This window comes from Fimbriimonadaceae bacterium (genome assembly GCA_019638795.1).
Taxonomy (GTDB): domain Bacteria; phylum Armatimonadota; class Fimbriimonadia; order Fimbriimonadales; family Fimbriimonadaceae; genus JAHBTB01.
In genome coordinates this window covers 157880-176244 of the sequence record JAHBTB010000006.1, presented here as the reverse complement: position 1 = coordinate 176244, position 18365 = coordinate 157880, and the positions used below count along the sequence as shown (strand labels likewise).

General features: G+C 63.2%; 19 protein-coding genes. 12 read left to right on the top strand and 7 right to left on the bottom strand.

The features are described from left to right. Positions 1-30: 30 nt before the first annotated feature. The 12 genes from KF857_09255 to KF857_09200 all read left to right on the top strand — a co-directional run bounded on the left by KF857_09255 (position 31) and on the right by KF857_09200 (position 12533). The gene (locus tag KF857_09255) at positions 31-774 is read left to right on the top strand and encodes an ABC transporter ATP-binding protein (protein ID MBX3112183.1); all 744 of its coding nucleotides are present in this window, start codon (positions 31-33) and stop codon (positions 772-774) included. Next, a complete protein-coding gene (locus tag KF857_09250) occupies positions 749-2443 on the top strand; it encodes a hypothetical protein (protein ID MBX3112182.1) in 1695 nt (564 codons plus the stop codon). Before KF857_09255 ends, KF857_09250 begins: the two co-directional genes overlap by 26 nt. A 67-nt stretch (positions 2444-2510) precedes the next feature. After that, positions 2511-3644 (top strand): hypothetical protein, encoded by a 1134-nt coding sequence (locus KF857_09245; GenBank protein MBX3112181.1) that lies wholly within the window; start codon positions 2511-2513, stop codon positions 3642-3644. Next, positions 3641-4351, top strand: a complete 711-nt coding sequence (locus tag KF857_09240; protein ID MBX3112180.1) for a hypothetical protein — start codon at positions 3641-3643, stop codon at positions 4349-4351. Before KF857_09245 ends, KF857_09240 begins: the two co-directional genes overlap by 4 nt. 7 nt (positions 4352-4358) lie before the next feature. After that, on the top strand, positions 4359-5087 hold the full coding sequence (locus KF857_09235) for a hypothetical protein (protein ID MBX3112179.1): 729 nt from the start codon (positions 4359-4361) through the stop codon (positions 5085-5087). Positions 5088-5094: 7 nt separating this feature from the next. Beyond that, a complete protein-coding gene (locus KF857_09230; protein MBX3112178.1) occupies positions 5095-5739 on the top strand; it encodes a hypothetical protein in 645 nt (214 codons plus the stop codon). Further along, complete coding sequence (locus tag KF857_09225) at positions 5736-6413, top strand: hypothetical protein (protein MBX3112177.1); 678 nt, start codon at positions 5736-5738, stop codon at positions 6411-6413. The genes KF857_09230 and KF857_09225 overlap by 4 nt, the downstream gene beginning before the upstream one ends. A gap of 5 nt (positions 6414-6418) precedes the next feature. Continuing rightward, positions 6419-7525 (top strand): rod shape-determining protein RodA, encoded by a 1107-nt coding sequence (locus KF857_09220; protein ID MBX3112176.1) that lies wholly within the window; start codon positions 6419-6421, stop codon positions 7523-7525. A 24-nt stretch (positions 7526-7549) separates the two neighbouring features. Beyond that, positions 7550-9793: a hypothetical protein gene (locus tag KF857_09215; GenBank protein MBX3112175.1), complete on the top strand. Its 2244-nt coding sequence runs from the start codon at positions 7550-7552 to the stop codon at positions 9791-9793. Continuing rightward, positions 9790-10908, top strand: a complete 1119-nt coding sequence (locus KF857_09210) for a glycosyltransferase family 4 protein (protein ID MBX3112174.1) — start codon at positions 9790-9792, stop codon at positions 10906-10908. Before KF857_09215 ends, KF857_09210 begins: the two co-directional genes overlap by 4 nt. 42 nt (positions 10909-10950) lie before the next feature. Continuing rightward, positions 10951-11826: a hypothetical protein gene (locus KF857_09205; protein MBX3112173.1), complete on the top strand. Its 876-nt coding sequence runs from the start codon at positions 10951-10953 to the stop codon at positions 11824-11826. Continuing rightward, the gene (locus KF857_09200) at positions 11820-12533 is read left to right on the top strand and encodes a carbohydrate-binding family 9-like protein (protein ID MBX3112172.1); all 714 of its coding nucleotides are present in this window, start codon (positions 11820-11822) and stop codon (positions 12531-12533) included. Before KF857_09205 ends, KF857_09200 begins: the two co-directional genes overlap by 7 nt. Here KF857_09200 and KF857_09195 read toward each other — a convergent pair. The 7 genes from KF857_09195 to KF857_09165 all read right to left on the bottom strand — a co-directional run bounded on the left by KF857_09195 (position 12530) and on the right by KF857_09165 (position 18319). Next, positions 12530-13555 (bottom strand): LD-carboxypeptidase, encoded by a 1026-nt coding sequence (locus KF857_09195; protein MBX3112171.1) that lies wholly within the window; start codon positions 13553-13555, stop codon positions 12530-12532. The genes KF857_09200 and KF857_09195 overlap by 4 nt on opposite strands. Before the next feature lie 33 nt (positions 13556-13588). Then, entirely contained in the window at positions 13589-14740 is a 1152-nt protein-coding gene (sucC, locus tag KF857_09190) for an ADP-forming succinate--CoA ligase subunit beta (protein MBX3112170.1), read from the bottom strand. A gap of 36 nt (positions 14741-14776) precedes the next feature. Next, the gene (locus tag KF857_09185; GenBank protein ID MBX3112169.1) at positions 14777-15721 is read right to left on the bottom strand and encodes a hypothetical protein; all 945 of its coding nucleotides are present in this window, start codon (positions 15719-15721) and stop codon (positions 14777-14779) included. Between the two features lie 19 nt (positions 15722-15740). Then, a complete protein-coding gene (locus KF857_09180; protein ID MBX3112168.1) occupies positions 15741-16115 on the bottom strand; it encodes a hypothetical protein in 375 nt (124 codons plus the stop codon). Then, positions 16112-16399: a DUF1844 domain-containing protein gene (locus tag KF857_09175; protein ID MBX3112167.1), complete on the bottom strand. Its 288-nt coding sequence runs from the start codon at positions 16397-16399 to the stop codon at positions 16112-16114. Before KF857_09175 ends, KF857_09180 begins: the two co-directional genes overlap by 4 nt. Before the next feature lie 199 nt (positions 16400-16598). Further along, positions 16599-17351, bottom strand: a complete 753-nt coding sequence (locus KF857_09170) for a type II secretion system protein (protein ID MBX3112166.1) — start codon at positions 17349-17351, stop codon at positions 16599-16601. A 122-nt stretch (positions 17352-17473) separates the two neighbouring features. Continuing rightward, entirely contained in the window at positions 17474-18319 is an 846-nt protein-coding gene (locus KF857_09165; GenBank protein ID MBX3112165.1) for a hypothetical protein, read from the bottom strand. Positions 18320-18365 lie beyond the last annotated feature (46 nt).

Genomic DNA, 18365 nt, shown 5'->3' with positions numbered 1-18365 from the left:
AAAGGTCGCGTGATGGTAGAAAGCAGGCTCATGCTGGAAGTCGTCGGCGTCACCAAGGTCTTCAAGACCGTACGGGCGGTGGACTCCGTCAGTTTCAGCGTCGGCCCTGGCGAGATCGTCGGCCTGCTCGGCCCTAACGGCGCGGGAAAGACGACCCTGATGCGGTGCATCACGACGATCCTCGAGCCGACGTCCGGGCACATCCGGGTCAACGGCCACGACATGCAGACGGAAATGGCCAAGGCTAAGCGGGGACTGGCCTTCGTGCCCGAGGTGCCCAACCTGTACGAGCTCCTCACCGTGGAAGAGCACATCCGCTTTGTCGCGATGTGCTTCGACACGTTGAGCGTCTACGAGTCGAACATCGACCGGCTGTTGGCCCGATACTCTCTGACCGACAAGCGCAAAGAACTTGTGGCGACCCTCAGCAAGGGCATGCGGCAGAAGCTCAGCATCGCCTGTGCGATGGTCCACGACGCGAACGTCTTCCTCTTCGACGAGCCGATCATCGGGGTCGACCCGGCCGGGGTCGCCGAGTTCAAGACCGAGATGGCCCGGGGTCGCGAGCAAGGCTGCTCCTACCTCGTCTCCACCCACCTGCTCGACGTCGCGGAAAAGCTGTGCGACCGGGTCGTCATCATGAGCAAAGGCAAGATGGTCGCCCAGGGGACCGTCGACGAACTCCGCAACCTCAGCCAGATGCAGGGGGCCGACCTTGAACAGCTCTTCCTTTCCTTGACCCAGCCCCATGAAGCCCCTCCTCTTCCTCGCTAGGCGCTCCATCGTCAACGGGGTCAGGCGGTCGTTCCAGACGCCGGTGCGTGCCTTGGCGACGGTCTTCTTTGTCGCCATGCAGGTGTGGTGGCTCAGCCGGGTGTTCCTCGGGGTGTCCACCGGGCCAAGTTCGGTCGGCATGTTCGCCCCCCACGTCGGGGCCGGGGCGGCCGACCTGCTCGTCACCCTTGGCTTTTGCTTCCTGGGCTTCGTCAGTTGGTCGACGCTCCTGACCCTGTTCCAGGCCCCCATGACGTTCCAACTGGCCGAGGTCGACGTCCTTGTCCCCACTCCGATCAGCCCGCGGCTGTACTTGATGTGGAACTTCGCCAAGGGCTACCTGGCCCGGCTCCTCTGGCCCCTGTTGATGCTCCTCTTCGCCGCGCGGCCCTTTGCGAGGATCACCCGCTCGGGGGGGATGGGGCAATTGGACTTTGCCGCGCTCTCGACCGCGTTCAAGACGGCGACCCTGGCCTACCTGCTGATGCAACTGGCCTGGGCCGCTTGGCGCTACGCGACGGCCCTCCTGTGGACCGAGAGCGACCAGCGCCCCATGCGACTGCGGACGGCGGCGAGTTGGGCTTGTTCGTTGGGGGCCTTGGCCTACCTGGCCGTGCTGGTCTATCGCGCCGCCCAGGTCCTGAAGACTGACGACCCCGGCGCGGGGCTCGTCGCCTTGTCCCGGGCCCCCGACGTCCAGCTTGTGCTCTACCCTGCGGTGGCCGCGATCAAGTTCGGTGCGTTCCCTCTGACCCAGGACATGGGCGGCGCAGTGGCGGGCTTCGCCTTTCTCGTCCTGATGGCCGTCTCGGGTTTTGCCGTGATGCTGTGGCGCGCGCCCAAGGTGTATGAGGTGGCCTCGCGAGTCGCGGTGACCCGTGCCGAGATCAAGAACCGCCGCTCCGGGGACGCCCAGGGGCAGGTGAACATGCAACGGGCCCGGTCGGGCAAGCTCAAGGCCCGGAACATTGGGTGGCTAAGTTCGCTCCGGGTCACCGGCGACATGGCCTTTTGGTGGAAGGAGGTCGTCATTCTTTCCCGGTCGGCCGGTGGTGTGCTGTTCGCGGCATTGATTGTGCCCGCCGTGTTCGTCTACCTCTCCTACTTCCTCAGTTCGCTTGGCCGGGCTGAACCCAAGCTCTACGTGATCTTGCCTTCGGTCTTGCTCCTCATGAGCCCGATGGTCGTCTCGGGCCAGAGCCAGGTCGGGTTCCGAGAGTTCTTGAAGAAGGGCGAACTGCTCCGGCCCCTCCCGCTCAAGACGGGACGGCTCATCTTTGTCGAGGCGTTCAGCAAGGTCGTGCCCGCCGCCGTCGTCGGCCTGGTCTCCCTCTGCGGCATGTGTGTCTGGCTCCCCCACCTTTGGGTGACAGTCCTCCCTACGTGGCTGACCATGGTGGTGATGTGCGCGTTCGCGTCGGTCGCGTCCCTGTTCCTCGCGATCCTCCTTCCCGACATGGCCGACCCCGCCCAGAACACGTTCAGGAGGCTGGTCCAGGGATTGGGTCTCACCTTCGTCATCTATGGGTCGGCGATCGGCTACGGCTTCCTCGCCACGGTCAACTATTGGCTCGCCGCCATCGTCGTCATGCCGGTCGTCTCGGCCCTGACCGCCGGTTGCCTCTACGGGGCCGGGCGGACCTACCGGAACTTCAACCCGACGGACTGAACGGGCCAGGCGGGGAACCGACCGGGCCGGTACACTCGTTAGCTCTTGTGACGGTCGTCACCCTATCATGAAGCTCAATGCCTCGACCCGGGCCTCGTTGAAGGTGGTCACCATGGCGCTCCTGTTGTCGGCAGGAGTGTATTACGGGTGGCGCGCTTGGGGCGACGTCCAGGTCAACGGGTACAACCCGACGCCGATCACCCCGGGAAGCGTCACGTTGGTCGGCATTGAAGGGGGCTCCCGGTACAAGATCATCGTGGCCAACGAGGTCGCCCAGTTGGCCGAGGTGACCAATCACGGCACCGGTAAGTCGAGTTCGATGGAATCGGACGCCAGCGGGCTGCACCGGATCCCCATCAAAGAGTTTCTCGGTTCTCTGCGCGGCGACGAAAAGGACCTCGGCTACCTCGTCATGGCGATGAACGACCTGCGCGAGGACGACTTGCCCGCCACCAGGGTCGAATGGAAGGCCGCGGACATCGACAAGGCCCTGAAGGGCGACGCCGCCCTTCGCCAGCGCCTGGAGAGCGACCTTCACATCGGCCTCGACGGGACGCCGCCCGACACCTTGCGGCTACGCACCTTGCTCAACGGCATCGTCCTCGACATCCCGGTGAAGGTGAGGGTCCCGCTCGAAGGGAAAGAGTCCGAGTTGACCGCGATGGTCCAGGAGGCGTACATGAGCAAGTTCGCCACCGACATCCAGAAGCGCATCAACGAGAAGTTCAACCCACCGCCGGAGATGATCACGGCCTGGTACCGGGACGCCGCGATCGGGCTTATGGAAAAGCGGACGCCTCGGGAGGACGTCGCCAAAGCCCTGGCCACCAAGATCGGCGCCTCCCGGACGGCGACGTGGGCGGAAAAGCCCCAGGAACTCCTGAAGATTTCCAAGGTGCTGCTCAACGACCAGCAGGTGAAAGGTGCCACGGTGCGCACCTACCAAAGCAACGACGGCAAAACCTTCGCCGACCTCACTATCCAACTGACCGACGACGGCCGGATGCGCCTGTGGAAGTACAGTCATGGCCACCAGGCGTTCCACCTGATGTTCGTCGTCAACGGGATACCGCTCGCCGCGCCGAAGATCAACACGGAACTCTCGTCCAACGAAATCACCATCAAACAGCTTCCCAATGAAAGCCTGGCGAAGGAAGCCGCCGACTTCATCAACTCCCTGCCGAACACCAAGAAAACATGATCAACCGCCGTCTGCCCTTCATTGCCATCGCCGCCGTCGCCCTGGGAGGATGCTCCCAAGGAGGCGGAGGCTACGTCCCCGAGAAGCCGCCCGAGGTCAAGAACATGACGGTGACACCCGGGAACGAAGCCGAGCTCTGGCCGTTGTCCGTCGGCAACGAGTGGGTCTACGAAGTCCAATCCACCCAGAACGGCGGGTCGGCCACCCGAGAGCTGACGTTCAAGGTCACGGCGAGCCGCAAGGAGGGTGACGCGACCATTGCGACGCTGGAAATCCTGGAGGGCTCCAAACACCTGGACAGCAGCGACTGGAGAGTCGACAAGTCCGGTATCTATCAGATCAACAGCACCGACCGTAGAGCGGCGTACACCCCGCCGCAGATGCTGTGCAAGTTCCCCGTCAAAGACGGTGAGACGTTCAACCAAGACCTCAAGGGCCCGGCCCCGACCACCGGTGCCGACGTTGTCGACCAGAAGGTGCAGAACAAGTGCCGCGGGACCGAACGGATCGACACGGAAGAGGGCCCCATGGAGGCGGTCACCGTCGAATCCAACACAAAGTTCAGCTACAAGGGCCAAGACTTCGTGACGAGCGCGACCCTCTGGTTTGTCCCCAAGGTCGGCCTCGCCCGGTTTGTCCAACAGACCTCGACGAAGGACTTCAACGGAAAGGAAATCTTCCGCCTGAAGAGTCATACTGCTAAGTGATCGATCCATGAACAAATGCCTGATCCCCCTGTCTTTGGCGGTGTTCGGCTTGGTCGGCTGCCAGCCGCCGGCCACGAACACGCCGAACCCGGAAACCAACAAGCCGGCGACCACCGCGGCGACGGAAGCACCCGCGTCCACCCCTAAGGTCGAAGACATCGCAGCGAACCTGAAGACCGACGGCTACACCTACTACGGCTTGGACTGCAAGAAGACGCTGACCTATAAACTCACCCAACAGCCAAACTTGGGCGAGAAGACCGGCACCCAGTCGGTGGTCTACAAGGGGCTGCATGACGGCAACCCCACCTTCACGATCAAGCGTGACGGTGACCTTTCGATCCTTGGCGACGACGAAGTCATCCTGAAACCGGACGGCGTCTACTCCACCTTCGCCGCCGCCACGACGATCGACCCGCCGATGCTGGCGCTGCCCGCCAAACTCGCCGTGGACGTCTCGTGGCCGAGCCACGAGACCGTGAAGGGCATGGACGGCAAGGACATCAAGATCGACATGACCAACAAGGTCGTCCGCAAGGAAAAGATCAAGGTGGCCGGTGGCGAGTTTGATTGTTTCGTCGCGACAACGACCGGCAACCTGACCAAGGACCAGAAGATCGGTGTCAACGGCACCAGTTGGTACGCCCCCGGCTACGGGGTCGTGAAAATGGTCCTGAACATCAAGGACAAGGACGGCGACCGGACGAGCACGATCGAGTTGACCTCCCAGGGATAAGTCTCCGATGCTGGCCGCCCTTCTTCCGCTGATGTCCACCTTGCTGGTGGCCGGCGATGCTGCGGCATACTTCCCCACTGTCCCCGGGACGACGTGGACGTACAGCGAGAAGACAGGGCGGTCTCAGGAAGTCTTCACCGACAAGGTCGGCAAACCGACCAAACTCCTTGACAAAGAAGTCGCGCCGTTCACGACCGTCTCGCATGGACGGACCAGCGAACCCACCTTTTACTTGGTGGAGGGCGACACCGTCTTCGTCATCTTCAAGAGTTACATCAAGAAGGAAGTCGACGACCAAGTCGTCCGCGAGGCCACGACGTACCAGTACCCGGTGCTCAAGGTCGATGACAAGCGGACCACCTGGGAGTTCGCCGGTAAGACGGAGTTTATGAAGACGGTGGCCGACATGGTCCTGAAGGGCACGTCTCGGCCAATTGGTAAGCGAAAGGTCTTGGGTAAGGACGTGGACTGCGTCGAGGTGACCCTCGACGTCATCTACGGCGCGGCCGGCGAGCCCCCCATCAAATCCGTCCAAAGGTCGGTCTATGGCAAGGGAATCGGCCTAGTCGAGATGGAGCAGACGACGACGGTCAACAAAGAGAAGTATTCGAGTAAGAGAACGCTCGTATCAATGGGCGACACAAACGCATGAGCATCGTCATGGGAAAAGCCGCCGCTGCCCTCGTCACCGCATCCTGCGCCGTCGTGATCACGGCGGGGTGCGTGATGTACAACAACGCCAAAGCCAAGGCGGAGGAAAACAGCGCTCCCGGGCAAGTGGAGACCCTCGCCCAGACCGCCGACACGATGAAGCCCCAGGCGACCTCGTTTGCCAAAGGCAACTTGATCTACCAGGGGTCCGTCGTCCCCGTGGACGTCAAGACCGAAGACACCGGCGACACCGTCACCCTCAAACTCATGGTCGACGGTGAGACCACGAGCACGGAGACCTACACCTACGACAAGTCTGGGTTCCGCTTTGTCGGCACAGAGGCCGAGAAGTACGACCCCCCGTTGCCGCTGGTGCACTACCCCCTCCAGAGCGATTCTCCCTGGACTTGGAGCGGCAAGATCCGCATGGGCGACGGCTCGTATCCCGCCGAGGCCGAGATCAAAGCCAAGCGCGAAGAGCTGAACATCACCGCGGGCCACTTTAACACCTACCTGGTGGAGGTCCAGTTGAGCTTCGACGGTGGGGCACCCGAGAAGTCCAAGCGTCGCCTGCGCTTCTGGTTCGACCCAGGCAAGGGGATCGTGAAGCGCGAGTTTGGCTTGAACTCCACCCGTGAGCCACGGGCCGTGAGCGACAAGCCCACGGAGGGCTGAACCCCGTGCAGGCCGACTTTGGCACGATCACCCGCCGGGAGCCGAGTCGGTTCGCCGACCCCTGGTTGGTCGGGTCGGCGGCAGTCCTCACCATCGTCGGAATCCTCGCGATCCACAGCATCGACCAAGCGACCGGATTTCACAACGCGGCCCGGCAGGGCGTCTTCGCTGCGTTGGGGGTGGCCGTCTGGTACCTCTTCCGCCGAATCCCGTTGTCGTTTTGGCAGTGGTCGTCCAAGGGGCTCTATGTCCTGAACATCCTGCTCCTCGCCGCCGTCCTTGCCGGAGGCCACTCCGCAAAGGGCGCCCAGCGGTGGATCGAGGTCGGTTCAATACAGTTTCAGCCAGGAGACTTGTCCAAAGTCCTCCTGGTCCTGACTCTGTCCACCTTCTTCGCCGCCCGCCAGGACGAGGTGAAGTCTCTCAAGACGTTCTTCCTTTCGTTCCTTCACGTCGCGCCGCTTGTCGTCCTGCTGATGTTGCAACCTCACTACGGCGGGGCGGCCTGCATGTTGGTCATCTGGTTGGCCGTCGCGCTCTATGCAGGGGTTCCTTGGCAACATATCGGCGCCTCGATCGCCTGCGTCCTCGCCCTGCTGGGTGTCGCGATGGTCAGCGGCTCGTTCAGCGACTACCACAAAGGCAAACTGGACGAGTTCTTTGGCAAGATCCTCCGAGGTACCAGTGACACCCAGGGAAAGGGCTGGCAGGCGGCCCAGTCGGTCAAGGCGATCGCAATGGGCGGTGTGACCGGCACCGGTTACCTCCGCGGCGAGCAAAAGGCGGGGCGCTACATTCCTGAACAGCACAACGACTTTGTCTTCTCCGTCATTGGCGAAGAGATGGGCCTCATCGGTTCTGTTGTGGTTTTAGGCGTTTTCATGGTCTTTTTCTATCGGTTATGGGACACCGGCTTCCGGTGCCGCGAGCCGATGGGGCGGCTCGTCGCCGGGGGTCTCCTCGCTTTCCTGGCCTTTCACACCGTCGTCAACTTGGCGATGGTCCTCAACATCGGCCCGGTCATCGGCCTCTGGCTCCCCTTTGTCAGCAACGGCGGGACCGCCTTGCTGACGTGCATGGCGTCCGTCGGGCTCGTCGACCAGCTTCATTGACCACCATGCTAAAATGTTGAAGTTATGCCCACGGAAGGGCTGAAGAGCCGCAAGGCGGTCGTCGATGTCTCGGCGACTCGGCGGAAGCCGAACATCGCCACCCATCGTCGTGCCGAGTTCGTCGGGATCGGGCTTGTCGCCGTCGGGCTCGTCGTCTTGGTCACCCTCGTCTTGGGACGCGGCGGCTTGGTCGGTGACTCGGTGACCGGTGCGTTCCGGACCTTTTTCGGGCAAGGCGCGTGGGCCGTGCCGTTTGTCCTCGGCTTCGCTGGGGGGTGCTTGGTCATGGGCCGGGCCGCGTTCCAGTACCAGCGCGTCTTCTGGGGCACCCTCCTCGTCTTCCTTGGCCTGCTCGCCTTCTTTGCCCGCGACACAAACGGCGACTTCTTCGACCCTGAGGCCCTCGCGACTGGAGGCGGCTACCTCGGTGGCTCCGCGGCATGGGCCATGCACACGCTGCTCGGCCCGGCCCACTGGGTCGGCAACACCGTCTTGCTCCTTGTCGGGGCGTTGCTCTGCATCGAGGACCCGGTCAGGGAGCTCGTCGCCCGGGCGGCCGCCACCGCACGCAAGCCGATCGACAAGTTGCGCGCCAAGCCCGCCGTTGACCCCGAAAGGAAGGCCCTCCCCGACGAAGACCAGAAGGAGGCGCGTCGACGGGCCACCGTCCGTATGCTGGAGGGGTCGGTCGCCGAACAGCCGGAGGCCCCGGAAGAGAAACCCCTCCGCCGGCACGGACTCCGCCAAGACCCTGAGCCGACCAAGCAGGTCGAGTTGGCGGTTGATCCACCCGCCCCCCGGGACGGCTACCAATTGCCGCCGCTGAGTCTTCTCGTCGAGCCCGGCGGCAAGTCAAAGCGCGACCCCAAGGAGATCCAGCGCAACATCGAGGTGCTGGAAGACACCCTGGAGCAGTTCAACATCGAGGCCAACGTCGTCGAGGTCGCCCACGGCCCGACGATCACGCGCTACGAGGTCCAACTGGGCCCCGGCATCCGGGTCAACCGGATCACCGCTCTGGCCGACAACATCGCGATGGGTTTGGCGGCAAGCCATGTCCGCGTGGAGGCCCCGATCCCGGGCAAAAGCGCCATCGGTGTCGAGGTTCCGAACGCCCAGCGGGTGATGGTGACCCTCCGGGAAATGGTGGACACCCTGGAGTTCCACGACCAGAATAGCCGCCTGACCGTGGCCCTGGGCAAGGACGTCAGCGGCACCCACAAGTACACCGACCTGACCAAGATGCCCCACTTGCTCGTCGGTGGGGCGACCAACAGCGGCAAGTCGATCTGCCTCGGCACCATCATCATGAGCCTGATCTTGCGCCTCTCCCCCCGGGAGTTGCGCCTCGTGATGATCGACCCCAAACGGGTCGAGATGACATTCTTCGAGGGGCTACCCCACTTGATGTGCCCGGTGGTGAAGGACGTCAAGGAAGCGCCGGGGGTACTCCGCGCGGTCGTGCGCGAGATGGACCGCCGCTACGAGCGGTTCAGCGAGGCCGGTGTCCGCAACATCGACGGTTGGAACGCAAAGTTTGGACCCGACGAAAAGCTCAGCTACATCGTCGTGATCGTCGACGAGTTGGCCGACCTCATGATCCAGGCCGCCGCGGAGGTCGAGACGAGCATCTGCCGCTTGGCCCAGCTGGCCCGCGCCACCGGGATCCACCTGGTCATCGCCACCCAGCGGCCGAGCGTCGACGTCATCACCGGCACGATCAAAAACAACATCTCGTCGCGGATCGCCTTCGCCGTGTCCTCGCAGATCGACTCGCGCACCATCCTCGACCAGGCTGGCGCAGAAAAGCTGATCGGTAAGGGCGACATGCTCTTCCTCCCCATCGACGCCACCAAAGCGACCCGTGTCCAGGGGTGTTATGTCAGTGAAAAGGAGATCGAGGACGTCTGCGACTTCTGGCGGGCGCAAGAAAAGCCCCACTACGTGTTGAACCCGGTCCAGATCGTCATCGAGGAAAAGGAGGCCGAGATGCGCGAACAAGAGGACGACCCCCTCTGGGCCCAGGCGGTGCGCTTTGTCGTCGAGCGCGGCGAGGCCTCCACCTCCATGATTCAACGTAAGTTCTCGATCGGGTTCCAACGGGCGAGCCGGTTGCTCGACATGATGGAGGAGCGCGGTGTGGTCGGACAACGCGACGGACCACGGCCCCGCCAGGTCTTGGTCGACCCAGTACGGGCAGAACTGCTGTTGGGGAACACCGCCTATCTGACCGAAATGGGAGAAGGGTCGGGAGACCCTGACGCGTGAGCACCACCAAACACCGGGTCCTCTTGGTCGGTAACTACGAGCCCGACCACCAGTTCAGCATGCAGGGCTACCTAAAGGGCTTGCATGCCGGCCTCGTCGACCGTGGGTGGCCTGCCGACGTCGTCCGCCCGACGGCCCGGGTCAACCGAAGGCCGCTAGGCCGCCTGGCGAAGTGGGCGGGCTACATCGACAAGATGGTCTTGTTCCCGCGACAATTGGCCCAGACCGCTTCCCAATACGACCTCGTCCACGTCATCGACCAAGGGAACGGCTTCTATGGCCCCGTCGTCAGCAAGTTCAACCACCTGTACACGATCCACGACCTTCTCGCCATCAGGGTCGCCCTCGGCGAGTTGGACACCTGGCAGATCGGGAAGTCGGGCCACCGGCTCCAGGAAATGATCTTGTCCGGCCTGCGGGCGTGCTCAAACTTTGTCTCGATCAGCGAGCAGACGAGGATCGATCTCGACAACCTCGTCCCAAACAAAAAGTACCACCGTAAGATCCTGAACGGGATGATCGGCACCTTTGTGCGGCGGACGCCGACGGAAACTAAGGCCGTCCTGACGTCCCATGGCGTGCCACCCGAGGCACCCTACGTCTTCCACATTGGAATGGGCCCATACAAGAACCAATCTGGGGTTGTCAAAATATTCGGCGCCCTGCGAAGTTCTCCAAGTCTGGGCGACCTTCGCCTTGTCATTCTTAGCAAGTACCTTGACGATGACGCGGCGGCCGTTATCGCCGAGATGGGCCTGGACCAGCACGTCCACGTCCTTTCCATGGTGCCCAAGGAGTCCGTTGAGGCCCTCTACTCCGGGGCCGTCGCCCTTCTGTTCCCATCGTTCATCGAGGGCTTTGGCCTGCCGATCATCGAGGCCCAGTCATGCGGGTGCCCGGTCGTGACGTCCGACCGGGAACCAATGCGCGAAGTCGCCGGAGACAGCGCCGTCCTTGTCGACCCCGCTGATGTGGAGTCGGGTGTGCCGGCCGTCCTTGCCCGCCTCCAAAACCGCGACGAATGGGTCGCCGCCGGCACCAAGAACACCGAGCGCTTCACCTACGACCGGTGGGTCTCCGACTACGAGTCCTGCTACTGCGAGCTTCTCCGTTAATTCGTTTACCTTATGGTTCGTCAATCTACTGACACGCTCCTCATGGTCCGACCGGCCTCGTTCGGTTGGAACGCGGAGACCGCCGCGAGTAACGTATTCCAAACCCAGAACGGCAAAGCAAGCAATGCTCTCGCCGAGTTCGACGCCGCTGTCGCAGAGCTTGAATCTGCCGGAGTCAAGCTTGTGGTCGTCGACGACACCGCCACTCCAGTCAAGCCGGACGCCGTCTTTCCCAACAATTGGTTGACAACCCATGAGGACGGCACGGTTGTCGTCTATCCTATGCTGAGTCAGATCCGACGTCGCGAGCGGCGCGAGGACATCATCGACCGGCTAAACTCTTCCTTTGCCGTCAACCGTGTGGTCGATTTGACCCGTCACGAGGACGAAGGCCGCGCCCTAGAGGGCACGGGCAGCCTGGTCCTGGACCGCGTGAACCGTCTCGCCTACATGTGCGAGAGCTCGCGTGCCGACATCGGCGTCGCCCGAGAATGGTGCCGAGAGTTGGAATACGAACTCGTTCCCTTCCGAGCCAATTGCGACGGAGTCGCGGTCTATCACACCAACGTGTGCCTGTCGGTCGGCACAGATTGCGCCGTCATATGCGCCGACTGGCTTGAGCCAGCAGACCGAGAGCGTGTGGCCAGTCAACTGAGGCAAACCGGCCACGAGATCGTCGAGATATCCGACCAAGAGGCCCGGGCGTTTTGCGGCAACGTGCTTGAAGTGAGAGGGTCTGACGGGCCTATGCTTGTCGGCTCCTGGTCCCTACCACCCAAAGCCGACGCCGCCTTGCGTCGCCGACTTTCGCCGTTCTTCACCCGCGTGGTCGGTGCGCCACTCCCCACCATTTGGTCGCAAGGCGGCGGCGGAATCCGGTGCATGGTTTGTGAGATATTCTTAGAGGAGCGATGTTGACACCACCCAAACGATATGAGTGCCGGCGGGCCTACAAGCCAGTCGAGGTCAACGGTCGCATCGACGACCCCGCCTGGGCGGCGGCCGCATGGACTGACGCGTTCGTCGACATCGAGGGTGACAAGAAGCCCTTGCCCCGGTTCCACACCCAGGCGAAGATGTTATGGGACGACAACTACTTTTACATCGCCGCGACCATGGAAGAGCCCCACGTTTGGGGCACCCTCACCCTGCATGACTCGGTGATCTTCCACGACAACGACTTTGAGGTCTTCATCGACCCCGACGGCGACGGGGCGCGGTACTTTGAGTTTGAGGTCAACGCCCTGAACACGACGTGGGACCTGTATTTGGACAAAACATACCGCAACGGCGGCAGCGCCGACAACAGTTGGGAGTCTTACGCCTCCTCGGCCGTCCACGTGGCCGGAACCATCAACAACCCGACCGACATTGACACCGGTTGGCGGGTCGAGATCGCCTTTCCTTGGCACTGCTTTCGGGAACAGAGCGGCATGCCAACTCCACCACATGGTGGAGACACATGGCGCGTCAATTTCAGCCGTGTCGAGTGGCAGGTCGACATCGTCGACGGCAAGTATGTGAAGAAGCCCGATATGCGCGAGGACAACTGGGTCTGGTCTCCCCAAGGCATCATCGACATGCACCTCCCCGAGCACTGGGGGTTCGTCACCTTTGTCGATTAGCTGACGGCAGGTTCGAGGACAGTCAGCGTCTGGGCGTCAGCGTCAAGTTGGGCCATGGCGCCCAGGGGCAAGGTGATTTTGTCCTTGACATGGCCGATCGGCAGGCCCGACAGGACGGGGACACCCAAGGGCTTCAGGCGGAGGGCGACGATATCCCTCACTCTCCAGGATGACCCGGGCTCCTGTGAGTCGCAGTCGGTGAACTGTCCCAAGGCGACGCCGCGGACCTTTTGAAGGTCGCCGGAAAGCCACATCTGCGTCAGCATGCGGTCGATCCGGTAGGGAGCTTCCTGCACCTCCTCGATGAACAAGATCTTGCCCGCGATGTCCGGGGCGTAGGGCGTGCCCATCAGACAAGACAGGAGGGTGAGGTTTCCGCCGACAAGCGGGCCCGACGCCTTGCCCCCGTGCACGGTCACCAATTCAAAATCACCCTTCCCCGCCTTGGCAGGGTCCGGCTGGGTGTATGTTCCCAAGGGCCTTGGCTGAGTAAGCGCGCGCATCATCCAATTGGTGGAGAATTCACTGACGGACGATGTGCCCACCGGGCCGTGGAACGTGACGACCCCTGCCTTTTGGGTGATGGCGACAAGGAGGGCGGTGATGTCACTGTATCCGATAAACACCTTCGGGTGGGCTCTCGCCGCCTCGTAATCGATGGACGGCAAGAACCGCATCGCTCCGTACCCGCCCCGGAGGCACATGATCCCGTCGACTGACGGGTCCCGCAGCGCCCAGTTCAGGTCGGCCGCACGTTCTTCGTCGGTACCCGCGAGGTACCCCCATGTCTTGGTCGCGTGAAGGCCGAAGACCGGTCGGAAACCTAATGAAAAGACGAACTGCCGGGCACTCTCGACCTCGGCCGCGTCGGGCATGGTCGAGGCCGGCGCGATCAAGGCCACGGAGTCACCTGGTTTGAGCGCGGGCGGGCGGACCAGCTTCCTCGGCCCCTTCGAGGCCAAAGCCGCCAATGGGGTGGCGGCCAGGCTTGCCGCCAAGACCGCCCGCCTGCTCAAGTCCATGGCCCATTGTGCACGAGCCCGGCCGGTGCGAGGCTACGCGTACGCCGCGGCGACGACCTTTTCGGCCGCCTCCTGCATGGTCGCCGCACCAATGATGTCGGTGGGCTCAAGGAGCTTCAGCGCCTTGTCGGCGCCAGTGCCCTCGACGCGGGCGACCACGGGGATCTTGACGTCCAGTTCCGAAAGGGCGTCAAGGATGCCCTGGGCGACTTGGTCACCCCGGGTGATGCCGCCGAAAATGTTGATCAACAGGCCCTTGATGCCGGGGTCCATAAGGACGAGTTCGACACACGCTTTGACCCGGTCGGCCTGCGCCCCGCCTCCGACGTCCAAAAAGTCCGCCGGTCGTCCGCCGGCCTTGGTCACCTCGTCCAGCGAGCACATGACCAAGCCGGCGCCGTTGCCGATGATGCCGATGTCCCCCGGCAGCCGGACGTATGCGATGCCCCGGCGGGCCGCCTCGGCCTCGATGGGGTCTTCAGCACTGGCGTCTTTGGTCTCTTCGTACTCGGCGTGGCGGTAGAGGGCGTTCTCATCGATGCTGACCTTGGCGTCGGCGGCGATCAGTTTGCCGTCCGGTGTCAGGGCCACCGGGTTGATCTCCACCAAGTCGGCGTCGCTCTCGATGTATGCCCGGACGAGGCCCTTGATCATCGCGACCATCTGCCTCTGGGCCGGAGCGGGGATGTTGGCGCGGCGCACCGCGTCGCGCACCTCGAAATCGGCCAAGCCCCAGGCCGGGTCCACGTGAAGCCGGACGATGGCCTCCGGCTTGGTCGCGGCGACCTCCTCGATCTCCATCCCACCCTCTTTGCTGATCATGACGACCAGCTTTTGCACCGCCCGGTCAAGGAGGACCGAGAGGTAGTACTCCTCGGCAATGTCGATCTGCTCGGCGACCAGCACCTTTTCGACGACCATGCCGGCCGGGTTCTGGATGCTGACGAGCTTCTTGCCGATCAGTTCCTTCGTGAACGCCCCCGCCGCCGCCGCGTCGTCAAAGAGCTTGACGCCGCCTGCCTTTCCGCGACCGCCCATAAGCACCTGCGCCTTCACGACGACCTTGCCCCCGAACTCTTGGGCGATCGCCGTCGCCTCAGTCGGGTCGCTGGTCACGCGTCCTCCGGGGACAGGGACGCCGTACTTGGCCAAGAGGTCTTTGGACTGGTACTCGTGGAGCTTCATGTGCCCCGACAGGATACCGGGGACGGGCGAAGTCGGTCAGGCCAGGGCAAGCGACGCGTAGTTATAGGTGCGTGCCTTCTCGAATCCGTGGGCACCATAGAAGTCGAGCAAGCCGGTCCAGTCGATGAGGCAACGCTCGACCCCTCGGTCGCGAAGATGGGTCAACCCGGCCCCGAGAAGGGCGTGCCCGAGCCTCTGGCCGCGGACGCGCTGGCTGACCCCGATCGGGCCGAGCCCGCCGAACTTGTCACCCAAGTCGTGCCGCCACACGCACCCAGAGTTGGGTTTGGCCGACTCCCAGCTCTGGGTGTAGGCCATGCCTTCCACCGAGTCCCCGACCCACAACAACAGGACCTCGTGCGGCTCGACCGCCGCCTTGGCCATGACGTCGTACCGCCAGCGCCCGGGGAACTCGCGCAGGAGGAAGGTGTCCAAGTCTTCGACATCTTCCGGTGCGCAAGGGGATACACGCACGTCCGGTCTCGCCAAGGGCTCGACCGCCCAGTCTGGGGTGACGTAATCCTTCATGTCCCGCTCGACATCGTAGGCCACTCCCGAGAAGTCAAAGCCTTCGACCTCGAGGAACGACACGAGGCGCGGGCAGTCTTCGGGCACTCCGGGAAAGAAATGGCCGTGGTCCGAGCCGAAGGCGATACGGCCGACCCCGCGCTGGCGCAGAGTGGACTTCATCCAGGCCATCAGATCGACCATACGGACGGGGTCGTCGAACCCCATCGCATTGATATGGGCTTGGTCGGGGTTCGGGCCTTTGAAAAGCGACGCCGCCGTCTGCTTGGCGGCGAGGAAGGCGACGACACGGTCCCCTTCCACTTCGATACTTGAAGCCCCCCAATCGAACAGAGGGTGGTCGATGGTCTGGCGGCGGACCAACTCTTCGTCGACCCAGTAGCGCTCGGGATAGAACCTCCGCCAACAAGCGACCACCGCGGAGAAATCGACATCGTGCCAAGGGCGCCGCATCGCGCCCCATTCTACATCCCTAGTGGACGGGTTGCGGCCCGCTCACCGACGCTTCGACAGCCCGCCGCGTCCAGTCGAGCCTGGCCATCAGGTCGCTGCGCACCGTGACGAGGTTGTCCAGGGTCGGAACCCCCCACACCCCCTCGAACGGGTCCAGTCTGGCCCCGGCAAGGCCGGTCGGGTCACCCGCCGGCGCCAAGTGGGCGTCGATCAGCGGACGCAGGTCACTGTAGTGGGCCTGCAACCAGGCCCGCAAGTCGGCGTACCGCCCTTCAAGGCTCGGCGTCGGCCCGTAGTGGACGGCGTCACGGATGACCTCGACAAGTTCGGAATATTGGGACAAGAACGCGACCAACCGGTCATGCTGCCCGGCATGGGAAGTCGCCGGGTTCACGACCCACTCTCCCCGGCTTGCTGGACGTAGTTGATCCGTAGGTCACTGACCATGTTCCGGATCTGGCGCTTGTCGTCGTCGTCGAGTTGCGCTTCTAGGTGGCTGGACAGAGACGTGGCGACGTCCACAGCCAACTTTGCCTGGCGGATGTCTTTCTCAATCTTTCCGGTCACCATGTCCGGTTGAAGTCCCATTTTTTGCCAGGCCAGGGTGGCCATGAACTGGGTCATCTCCATCAGGATTTCGTTGACGTCGGCGGGGCGGGCTTGCTGCTCGGATGCCATAGCTGCCACCTTTCAGGACGGCACGGAGCGGGAGTAGGTGTCGGGCTTGCTCCTCTCTTTTGGGGCTCTCTGGCGTCGGTGTCTTCGGGGTCAGGTGTTCCCCCGCTTCCGTGCGTCCTTATTCGAGGCATTCCCGGTCTGGCCGTCTTGCGGGGACGGCAATATGGCGGGCCTTCGCCGACCTTGACCGGTCAGGCGGTCAAGGCTGGCGCAGGCGCCAGAACATCTCTTCTTTGAACGCGCCCACCGGCATCACCCGGACGCTGGTGTCTGCGTTGGCCACGATCGCGTTACCGGTCGGTGAGACCTGCCGGGCCGACTCGTCCACGACCAACTTGCCCATGTGACGGAAGTCCACGTTCGGGTTGCCGTGCCAAGCGCTCGGCGGGTCGATGAAGTTGAACTGGTACTTCTGACCGTCGCCGTCGGTCAGCCACCGGGCGTTGTAGAACGCACTTGTGGCGAGGACGATGGTCTGCGAGGGGTCGCTGAGCTCGGTGCCCCGTGCCGCGCCCTTGCAATTGGGAAACTGGCTGTAGTCGCCCGTGATGTGAAAGTCGCTGCCGATGACGCCGTAGTTGTAGCCAAGCCCGACGTCGTCACCCAGATAGGGCTTGGCCATCAGGGCGTGGTCACCGCCCATGTGCCCCTTGATGTAGGCGCTGAGAACCCCTTTGGTCGTGTCGAACTTGCTGTCGCCCGACAGGTTTCCCTTGCCAAACCACGTCATCAACCCGTCCGGCTGCATGTACATGGCGAGGGGGAACACGTCGTCGCAGTCTCCCAAGTAGAGCGACATTGCCGACATGACGTCCTTCGACGACCGACTGGCCGACATCTGGTAAGCGGCGTTGCGCGCGCTGACAAACACGGGGAACAGGAACGCCGCCAAGATCGCGACGATCGCGATCACGACCAGCAACTCGACCAAGGTAAACGCCCTCCGCGCCATCCTGTGGCAATTATCGGCGCTTCATTCCGGACGGTCAATCCCGGGCGCACAAAAAGATTGGACGGGCCCGGTCGATGCCGGGCCCGCCCTCGTCGTATGGATGGCGCTCCGCTGGAGAACCTTTACGCCTTCTTGGCCTTGCGGCGGAGGGCCAGAAGGCCGACCGACGCCAGACCGACCATGGAGAACGGCTCCGGAACGGATTCAAAGTTGTAGACCTTGTCGTTACCGCCGAACCCGAGGCCAAAGTTGTCGACGGCACCGTCGTAGGTCATGTCCGCCGTGCCCATGCCCGCGTTCATGCTCAAAACGCCGTAGCCCTTGCCGTTCAGCGTGGTCAGCCACTGGCTGAGCGACATCTCGGCCGCGCCATAGCGGGAGGCGAGCCCACTTGTCCCACGGAAGTAGAAGTCGTTCGCGTTGCCGAGGAAGTCCAGGGTCGTCCACGAACCAAACGTGAACGCCGGGTCGTTACCCGCCCAGCTGGTGTCATAAATGAGCTGGCCGTAGCTCGACGAACCACCGTCATCGAAGCTGAACAGCTCGAGGCGGACAATCGGAGCCTGTCCGGCGACCGACGAAGAGTTGGTCAGCGCGTCGGTCTTGAACGAACTCAACTCGTCGATGCCACCGAGCACGCCAAGGCTGTCGCCGGCCCCGGAGAAGTCGGCACTCATGGCGATCTCGGACTTGCCGCCCGGCGTCCCGTCGAGCTTGATCTGGACGGAGCCGTTGCCAGAGCGTGGGTTGACCGTGTTCACACCGACCAGGCCGTTGTTCTTGGTCTCGCGGTAGGTGAAGACCTCGCCGGCAGAGCCGGTGTGGGTCAGCAAGAGGTTGGCGGCGGACGAGCCGGCGTTCGTGAACGCGTCGCCACCGGCGGCGTTCGAATAGATCGTGTCCGAGGCGTGGGCCATCGTCGTCATCATCACAGCCGCCAAGGCGGCAACAAGGGTGTTTTTATTCACAAGAATCTCCTTTCGACGGGGAGTCGCCGAAACAGACCAAGTATTG

What these genes read in the sequence shown, in the direction of transcription:
- KF857_09170 (MBX3112166.1), bottom strand. Translation starts at nt 17,351, where the DNA reads ATGGCGCGGAGGGCGTTTACCTTGGTCGAGTTGCTGGTCGTGATCGCG.
- KF857_09255 (MBX3112183.1), top strand. Translation starts at nt 31, where the DNA reads ATGCTGGAAGTCGTCGGCGTCACCAAGGTCTTCAAGACCGTACGGGCG.
- KF857_09230 (MBX3112178.1), top strand. Translation starts at nt 5,095, where the DNA reads ATGCTGGCCGCCCTTCTTCCGCTGATGTCCACCTTGCTGGTGGCCGGC.
- KF857_09215 (MBX3112175.1), top strand. Translation starts at nt 7,550, where the DNA reads ATGCCCACGGAAGGGCTGAAGAGCCGCAAGGCGGTCGTCGATGTCTCG.
- KF857_09185 (MBX3112169.1), bottom strand. Translation starts at nt 15,721, where the DNA reads ATGCGGCGCCCTTGGCACGATGTCGATTTCTCCGCGGTGGTCGCTTGT.
- KF857_09195 (MBX3112171.1), bottom strand. Translation starts at nt 13,555, where the DNA reads ATGGACTTGAGCAGGCGGGCGGTCTTGGCGGCAAGCCTGGCCGCCACC.
- KF857_09245 (MBX3112181.1), top strand. Translation starts at nt 2,511, where the DNA reads ATGAAGCTCAATGCCTCGACCCGGGCCTCGTTGAAGGTGGTCACCATG.
- KF857_09200 (MBX3112172.1), top strand. Translation starts at nt 11,820, where the DNA reads ATGTTGACACCACCCAAACGATATGAGTGCCGGCGGGCCTACAAGCCA.
- KF857_09250 (MBX3112182.1), top strand. Translation starts at nt 749, where the DNA reads ATGAAGCCCCTCCTCTTCCTCGCTAGGCGCTCCATCGTCAACGGGGTC.
- KF857_09225 (MBX3112177.1), top strand. Translation starts at nt 5,736, where the DNA reads ATGAGCATCGTCATGGGAAAAGCCGCCGCTGCCCTCGTCACCGCATCC.
- sucC (MBX3112170.1), bottom strand. Translation starts at nt 14,740, where the DNA reads ATGAAGCTCCACGAGTACCAGTCCAAAGACCTCTTGGCCAAGTACGGC.
- KF857_09235 (MBX3112179.1), top strand. Translation starts at nt 4,359, where the DNA reads ATGAACAAATGCCTGATCCCCCTGTCTTTGGCGGTGTTCGGCTTGGTC.
- KF857_09205 (MBX3112173.1), top strand. Translation starts at nt 10,951, where the DNA reads ATGGTCCGACCGGCCTCGTTCGGTTGGAACGCGGAGACCGCCGCGAGT.
- KF857_09240 (MBX3112180.1), top strand. Translation starts at nt 3,641, where the DNA reads ATGATCAACCGCCGTCTGCCCTTCATTGCCATCGCCGCCGTCGCCCTG.
- KF857_09175 (MBX3112167.1), bottom strand. Translation starts at nt 16,399, where the DNA reads ATGGCATCCGAGCAGCAAGCCCGCCCCGCCGACGTCAACGAAATCCTG.